Annotated in this window: 7 protein-coding genes; 1 reads left to right on the top strand and 6 read right to left on the bottom strand. The window is 69.3% G+C overall.

The genetic code is table 11. The features are described 5' to 3' along the window. The 5 genes from C5O18_RS10990 to C5O18_RS04680 all read right to left on the bottom strand — a co-directional run. The coding region (locus C5O18_RS10990) for an AraC family transcriptional regulator ligand-binding domain-containing protein (RefSeq protein WP_277422144.1) at window positions 1-247 on the bottom strand (247 nt) is incomplete at its 3' end. Beyond that, entirely contained in the window at window positions 240-1,079 is an 840-nt protein-coding gene (locus C5O18_RS04695; RefSeq protein WP_105191902.1) for an SDR family oxidoreductase, read from the bottom strand. The genes C5O18_RS10990 and C5O18_RS04695, both read right to left, overlap by 8 nt. Before the next feature lie 55 nt (window positions 1,080-1,134). Then, window positions 1,135-2,676: a hypothetical protein gene (locus C5O18_RS04690; RefSeq protein WP_146089209.1), complete on the bottom strand. Its 1,542-nt coding sequence runs from the start codon at window positions 2,674-2,676 to the stop codon at window positions 1,135-1,137. Next, on the bottom strand, window positions 2,676-3,056 hold the full coding sequence (locus tag C5O18_RS04685; protein WP_105191898.1) for a cupredoxin domain-containing protein: 381 nt from the start codon (window positions 3,054-3,056) through the stop codon (window positions 2,676-2,678). Before C5O18_RS04685 ends, C5O18_RS04690 begins: the two co-directional genes overlap by 1 nt. Next, a complete protein-coding gene (locus tag C5O18_RS04680) occupies window positions 3,053-5,242 on the bottom strand; it encodes an amidohydrolase family protein (RefSeq protein ID WP_105191896.1) in 2,190 nt (729 codons plus the stop codon). Before C5O18_RS04680 ends, C5O18_RS04685 begins: the two co-directional genes overlap by 4 nt. A 259-nt stretch (window positions 5,243-5,501) precedes the next feature. Here C5O18_RS04680 and C5O18_RS04675 point away from each other — a divergent pair, with 259 nt between their 5' ends. Beyond that, window positions 5,502-6,941 (top strand): DEAD/DEAH box helicase, encoded by a 1,440-nt coding sequence (locus C5O18_RS04675; protein WP_105191894.1) that lies wholly within the window; start codon window positions 5,502-5,504, stop codon window positions 6,939-6,941. Here C5O18_RS04675 and C5O18_RS04670 read toward each other — a convergent pair. Then, window positions 6,892-7,343 (bottom strand): hypothetical protein (locus tag C5O18_RS04670; protein ID WP_241146741.1); only part of this gene is annotated, 452 nt, incomplete at its 5' end. The two genes, C5O18_RS04675 and C5O18_RS04670, sit on opposite strands and share 50 nt — an antisense overlap.

The following is a 7,343-nucleotide window of genomic DNA, read 5'->3' as shown; positions in this document are numbered from 1 at the left end:
CCGCGCGCGACTGCAGCGCGCGCCGGATCAGGCGGCTGGCCTGGCGGAACGACACACGGCAGGCAGGATCATCGAGGTCGGCGACCACGAAGCCCAGCCCCCGGCACAACGCCTCGGGATCGATGCCCTCGGCGGCGCAGCGGCTGACCGTGGTCTGCAGCAGGAACACCGGGAACACGGCCGCGTCCAGCGCCTGCGTTTCCGCCGGCGCCGCCGTGGCGATGGCAGCCCCTTTCGGCTCAGTCACCGGAGGCCAGCCGGTCGAGGCCGAAACGGCGCGCGAGCACGCGGTCGAGCACGCGCGTCGGCAGCCAGCGCTTGAGCTGCGGCATGATGAAGCTGCCATGGCCTATGCGCACCACCGGTGCCGGCCGCCCGGCCTGCATGGCATCGGCGAGCTGGCGCGCGAACTCGGCGGCGGGGGTGGCGTTCTGCTGCGAGGCGGCGGCGCGGGCGTCGATGGCGGCCGCCAGCGGCGCGTACAGTGCCAGATCGCCGCGACGCTCGCTGGCGCCCTGGCCGGCGGTGGCGCCGAACTGCGACTCGATGCCGCCCGGCTGCACCACCAGCACATCGACACCGAACGGTGCCAGCTCGATGCGCAGCGCGTCGGACAGGGCATGCACGGCGGCCTTGGTCGCGCAGTAGGCACCGGAGAACGGGGTCGGCAGCACCCCGGAGACACTGCCGACATTGACCACCAGCCCCCGGCGGCGGGCGATCATGCCGGGCACGAAGGCGCGGGTCACCGCCATCAGCGCGAAGACATTGGTGTCGAACTGGCGCTGCAGCTCGTCGGATGGCAGCTCCAGCAACGGCCCCATGGCGCCGTAGCCGGCATTGTTGACCAGCGCGTCGGGCACCAGGCCATCGGCCGCCAGCTGCTCGGCCAGCGCCGCGATGCTCGCTGGCGAGCAGACATCGAGCGCATAGGTGCGCAGGCCGGCGGCGTGAAGTTCGGCGAGCGTTTCCGGACGGCGCGCGGTGGCGCACACGGTCAGGCCGCGGCCATGCAGCTCCAGCGCGAGCGCCCGGCCTATGCCCGTCGAGCAGCCGGTGATGAGTACGGTCCGGGACATGCCACCTGATCTCCTGACACTGAATTCTGACAACAAACCCATTCATACCACGAGATCAGTTCGAGGACAGCCCCTGCAGCGATATTCCCGGACTGAAGGGCTGCGACAGGATCCACAGCCCGGAGGTGGTGAAAACCACCATCAGCACCAGCATGGGCCACTGGCTGCGGAGCGCCATGCGCGCGCTGCCGAACAGCCTCAGCGCCTCGACATGCGCCAGCCAGACGCTGATGACATGGCCGAGCACGATCAGCCCGACCTGCGCATGCCAGACCGTGCCGGCCTCGGGAATGATCGGCCGGCGCAGCCAAGTGGCCGTGCCGAACAGGTTCCAGCCACGCCCGAACGGATCCGAGAGCAGCGGCAGCAGCTGCGTGCCCTGGGTCACCAGCAGCGTGTAGTAGTGGCTGACGTGGTAGACCAGCACGATGGGCAGCAGCGTGAAGGCGAAGCGCAGCGCCAGCTCGCGCACGGACAGCTCGCTGCCGGTGAGCGCGCGCATGAGCCGGATGGTGAGCAGGTAGAGCAACAGATAGATGAATGGCGACAGCACCAGCGCCAGCGTCTGCCAGAGCAGATACAGATCCAGCAGCAGCGGGTAGTGGCTGACCAGCGGTGGCGCCAGCCAGGGCCGCATCAGCTCCAGCCCGTCGCGCCAGAACAGCGCGACCCAGGGCGCGGTCTCGTGCAGGCCGTCGAAGCTGGTGGAGGACAGCATGAAAAGCAGGAACACCAGCAGGCTGACATCCTCGCAGCGACGGCCGGGCAGTCCCGAGAACGGCATGCGCCATTGCCAGCGTCCGGCACCACCTTCCGCCGCCTGCCAGCAACGGCAGGCCATGAGACCGATGAGGCGCAGGAAGACGCTGAAGAACTCGCCCTGGCGCAGCCAGTCGCGCACGCCGAAGGCGCGCATGGCCAGCAGCGTGAACACGGTGTAGCCGATCAGCAGCCAGGCCAGGGTGAACGGCACCACATGGGCGAACAGCTCGACCCAGATGAAGCCCATGTAGAGCGCCAGCGCCGGCCAGTAGCCCAGCCGGGCAGGATAGCGCCAGAGCCCGGTGCGCCAGCGCGGACGCCACGAGGCGAGCAGCACGCCCATGACATGCCAGGGGTTGGCGCGCGCGTTGCCCTGCCCGATCAGGGCGCTGAGGTAGGTCGCACCCAGCACGAAGATGACCCAGAACCAGGTCATGCTGAAGTTGGCGTAGGGGTTGCGCGAGCCCAGCAGGCCGGTGACCACGGCCAGCCCCAGCCCGGCCAGGCTGAGCCAGCTCCAGCGCCGCAGCCAGGGACCGGCGGGTGCCTCCTCGCCGCTGTCGTGCCAGGCGGCCGGCGCCGGAGCGCCGTCATCCTGCCAGCGGGCGGCATGGCGGGTCAGCCAGCCGGCCATGAGGAAGGACAGGATCAGCGCCGCGGCGGCGCCGTAGGTGTAAAGCCAGAGCGGCACCGGCAGGGTGTAGGTGCGGCCGAACGAATGCGCCAGCACCACGCCGGGCAAGGTCAGCAGCGCCACCAGCCAGGATGCCCGCCAGAGCAGGCGGGATGCCCCCGGCCGAACGGCGGAAGCGCGTTCGGCGATCGGACGGCGCACTAGGGCGTGACCTCGAGCACCGCCAGCGTGCGGTGGCGGCGATGCAGCTCGAGGTCGAATCGCCCGCTGCGGTCGGCCGTGAAGGTGACGCTCTCGGTACGGCCGGCCATGAGCTGGCGGGTGATCTCGTAGCCGTGCAGGTGCAGTTCGTCGGCCTCGTCGCTGGTGACCTGCAGCCTCACCCGCTCGCCCTGGCGCAGCACCAGCAGCTCGGGGCCGGAGGCGACGCCATTGGCGACACCCCAGGTGAAGGCGCTGCCGCCGCTGGTCGCCGCGCCGCCCTGCACCACCATCGGTGCCGGCCGCAGCAGTTGCCAGAGCCCCGCCAGCACGGCCAGGGCCACGAGGAGATAGAGGCCGGTGCGCAGTTTCTCGCTCATCGCTTGCTTGCCTCCAGCGCACGCTCCCACATCTGCAGGTAGACCTCGGCGGAGCGGTACAGCGCGCTCAACGCCTCGTTGCCACCTTCGATGCGCACTTCCTCGACCCAGTCGGCGATCAGGCCGTAGTGCGCCTGGCCATCGCGGTCGGTGTCATAGAGGCGTTCGCCGGAACGCTGCTGGTCGAAGCGCACCGGCTTCAGCTTGCTGAACTCGCCACCCCAGTCGGGACCGGAGAACAGGGTGAACGGGTACTGCACCGGCTTCACGTTGTCGCCGGTGCGCGGACCGGCCTGCGCGCCCATGCCGTTGGTGTCGGCGCCGAAGCCGAAGGCGAAGGCATGCTGCGTGCCGGAGGCGGCATGGGTCTCGCGCGCCTTCAGGAAGCCGCTGACAAAGCCCTTGCCGGTACCCTTGTAGTCGTAGATCAGACCGCCGAGGTTGAAGATGTCGCGAGCCTGCGCCATGGAGATGCCGCCATGGCCGCCATGGGTCGAGGTCAGCGGGTAGTTGCGCGGCTTGGCCATCTCGATGACTTCGCTCTTCATCTTCAGCTCGAGGTGGTCGAGGTCGATGATCATGCCGTGGTCCATCATCTTGCCGATGGCATAGCGGCCCAGCGGAGTCATGCCGCGCGCGTTGCACTGCGGCTTGTTCGACTTGTAGACCGGCAGCGTGCCGCCGGTGAGCTGGCGCAGCAGCGAAGTGACGGGGTCATCGCTGTTGAACAGCTCCGGCACCGTGGTCATGATGGCGCCGGCGCTGTAGTAATAGTCATCCTCAGGGCAGTCGTAGGTCTGCCAGAAGCGGCCGGTGTCGAGGCGGTTGCCGAGGTTGAGCACCAGCCCGTTGAAGATGCCGTTGCCACCCAGGGCATTGTCGAATTCGTGCACCGGGAACAGCTGACGGACGCCGACCGAGTGCAGCATGGCCAGCTCCTCGTCGATGCTCTTCTCGCTGCAGCCCGGGGTCTCGCCCGCCACCAGCGGAATGTCCGGCAGCGGAATGCCTGGCAGGTCGGGCAGCAGGCCGTAGCTGACCTTGCAGTCGAACAGGTGCGAGATTTCCACCCCCAGCACCACCGCCAGCTTGCCCTCGGCGATCACCTTGCGCGCTTCGGCCGGCGTGGTGACGAGACGGAACCAGCCCTTGCCCGGGCCGCCCTCCTGGGCATCCACGTAGTCCTGCAGCGAGCGCATCATCTCGGCCTGCTTGTAGACCGAGTTCATTTCATTGCAGTTGTTCGCCTTCAGCTTGAGCAGGGAGTTGACCGTGCACAGCACCTCGTTCTCCACCAGCTCGTTGACCATGATGCGCAAACCGGCCTTCCAGGCGCGTTCTACCCACTTGTAGTACATGCCCTCGTGGGTCAGCGAATGCGCGGCCGGCCAGCTGGCGAAGCTCGGCCAGCCCTGGTTGTCGTGCTGGCCCAGCGGGTCGTTGCCGTAGAGGTTGCCGATCAGGTCGAGGCGGCCGCTGGGACCGTGGATGTCCTTGCAGTCCTTGAGCGCGTGGGTGACACCGAAACGGTGGAACGGCGTGCCGTACTTGGAGCCGCCGAGGAAGTCGGTGGCGCTGATGTGCACGTGGGCATCGGCAAAGCCCAGCACCTCGCCATTGCGGGTGCCGCTGAAGGTCTCGCCCTCGGCGTTGACGGTGATTTCCGGATACGGCGTGCAACCCTCGGCGAGCGCGAAGCTGAACACCGACGGCTGGTCGGCCAGCACCAGGGCACGGCTCTCCGGAGCCACGGCCAGCGCCTTGCCGGATGCCAGCTTGAGCGTGAACCGGCCCTGCCCGGAAGCCTCCACGATCCAGTCGCTGCTGTCGGACGGCGACGAGGCCGAGCCGACCTTGCCGCTGACGGCGGCCATCAGGCGGCTGTCACGGGCCATGATCAGGTAGCGGCCGAGCGCGGTCGGCTTCATGAACAGGGGTTCGGCGCCGGACGCGGCGGCGGCATCGGCGGCGTAGCTGCCGTCCTTGGCCTGGGTGACGTGGCCGGCGTCGGCGGCTTTCATGACATAGCAGTCATTGGCCATGTCGTAACGGGTCAGCGGCTGCACCCTCGGCTTGCCTTCGCGGCTGTCGCCGCCGTCATCAGAACCGAAACAGCCTGCCAGGGCCAGCGACAGCAACGGCAGGACGAGCCACGAAAGGCGACGGCGGTGCGCATGGACAGCCATGGGTATACCTCGTTGTTCTTGTTTTTCTGGGGTCGCGCCTGTGCCGCCATTCCGGGCGGAGCACCTGCGCCTGCGGCCTGTACCGGCCAATGCGCGGATCATGCGCGCCCGTCCGCGGGACACAGGAGGACATCCGGAACCCGGCGAGGGGGGTTGCGCGGACAACCACGACCGGCGGCACGACCCGCCACATGGCGTATACTCGCGTCCTTTGCCGTTCATCACCCCGGCCCGTCGCGGGCCGCACCGGAACCACTCCATGTCCTTCGCCGATCTCGGCCTGCTTCCCGAACTGCTGCGCGCAGTCGAGGAGACCGGCTACACCACTCCGACGCCCATCCAGCAGCAGGCCATTCCGGTCGTGCTCTCCGGCCGCGACCTGCTCGCCGCCGCGCAGACCGGCACCGGCAAGACCGCCGGCTTCACGCTGCCCCTGCTGCAGCGCCTGAGCACGCAGAAACCGCTGCACCCGGGCCAGCGCGCGCGCATCCGCGCCCTGGTGCTGACCCCCACGCGCGAGCTCGCGGCCCAGGTCGGCGAGAGCGTGGACACCTACGGCAAGTACCTGGGCCTGTCGTCCATGGTCATGTTCGGCGGCGTCAACATCAATCCGCAGATCTCGCGACTGCGCCAGCGCCTGGACATCCTGGTGGCGACACCGGGCCGCCTGCTCGACCATGCCGGCCAGAAGACCATCGACCTCGGCGGCGTCGAGCTGCTGGTGCTCGACGAAGCCGACCGCATGCTCGACATGGGCTTCATCCGCGATATCCGACGCGTGCTCGCGCTGCTGCCGAAGCAACGCCAGAATCTGCTGTTCTCGGCCACCTTCGCAGCCGAGATCCGCGACCTGGCGCGCGGTCTGCTGAACGACCCCGCGGAAGTCTCGGTGACCCCGCCGAACACCACGGTGGAGCGCATCGAACAGAAGATCTACCCGGTCGACCGCGACGCCAAGCGCGCCCTGCTCGACAAGCTGATCCGCGACGGCGACTGGTCGCAGGTGCTGGTGTTCACGCGCACCAAGCATGGCGCCAACCGCCTCGCCGAGCAGCTCGACAAGGCCGGCATCCCGGCCATGGCCATCCACGGCAACAAGAGCCAGAACGCGCGCGAGAAGGCGCTCGGAGAGTTCAAGGCCAACCGCCTGCGGGTGCTGGTGGCGACCGACATCGCGGCACGCGGCATCGACATCGACGGTCTGCCGCACGTGGTCAACTACGAGCTGCCGAACGTGCCCGAGGACTATGTCCACCGCATCGGCCGCACCGGCCGCGCGGGTGCCGGCGGCGAGGCGGTGTCGCTGGTCTGCGTGGATGAGCTGAAGCTGCTCGCCGACATCGAGAAGACCATCAAGCGCAAGCTCGAACGTGTGATCGTGCCCGGCTTCGAGCCCGACCCGAACGCCCGGCCGGAACCGCTGCGCAAGCCGCGCGAAGTGCGCCCGCCGCGTCAGCAGCAGGGCGGCCAGCGCAGCGGTCAGGCCGCTCCCGGCCGGCGTGGCGGGCAACGCGGCGGCGGCCAGGGGCAACCGCAGGGGCAGTCACCGCGACCGCAGGGACAGCGTGACGGCAATGTGCGCCCGGCCTCCCCGGCCACGCCGAACGGCAACAGCCGCCCGGCGGATGGCAACCGCCCCGATGGCGCGGTCAGGCGCCGCCGCCGGCCGTCGCGCCCGGGACCTCAGTCTCAGGGCTGAAGAAGCCGGACTGCCAGCCCCAGACCGAGCCGGCGGCGAGCAGCAGGCCCAGCAGCAGCCAGGCCAGGCGCGCACGCCGGCCGGCATGCGGGTCATGCCAGGAACGGCTGGCGTTGCGCGGCAGGCGCGCCAGGTGCGTGAGCGCGGTCCCGAAGGGAATGTTGATGCGCGCCTCGGTGTTCACCGCCCAGCCGTTGGCATCGAGAATGGGCGCCAGGTTGCGCTGGCGCAGCTTGAACCAGGCCAGCACCACCGCCGGCCCGGAGATCAGCAGCACGATGGCCAGCAGCACCAGCGGCAGCTGCCACCAGGGCAGGCCGAGCAGGCCGCTGACCACCGTCGCCAGCGCCGTGCCGATGGCACCCAGCGCCAGCCCGATGGCCGCGAAGATGCCGACGAACT

This window comes from Amnimonas aquatica, from assembly GCF_002943415.1.
Lineage (GTDB): Bacteria > Pseudomonadota > Gammaproteobacteria > Pseudomonadales > Moraxellaceae > Perlucidibaca > Perlucidibaca aquatica_A.
Note: the sequence above shows the minus strand (reverse complement) of the source record. Positions and strands in the feature narration are given on the sequence as shown.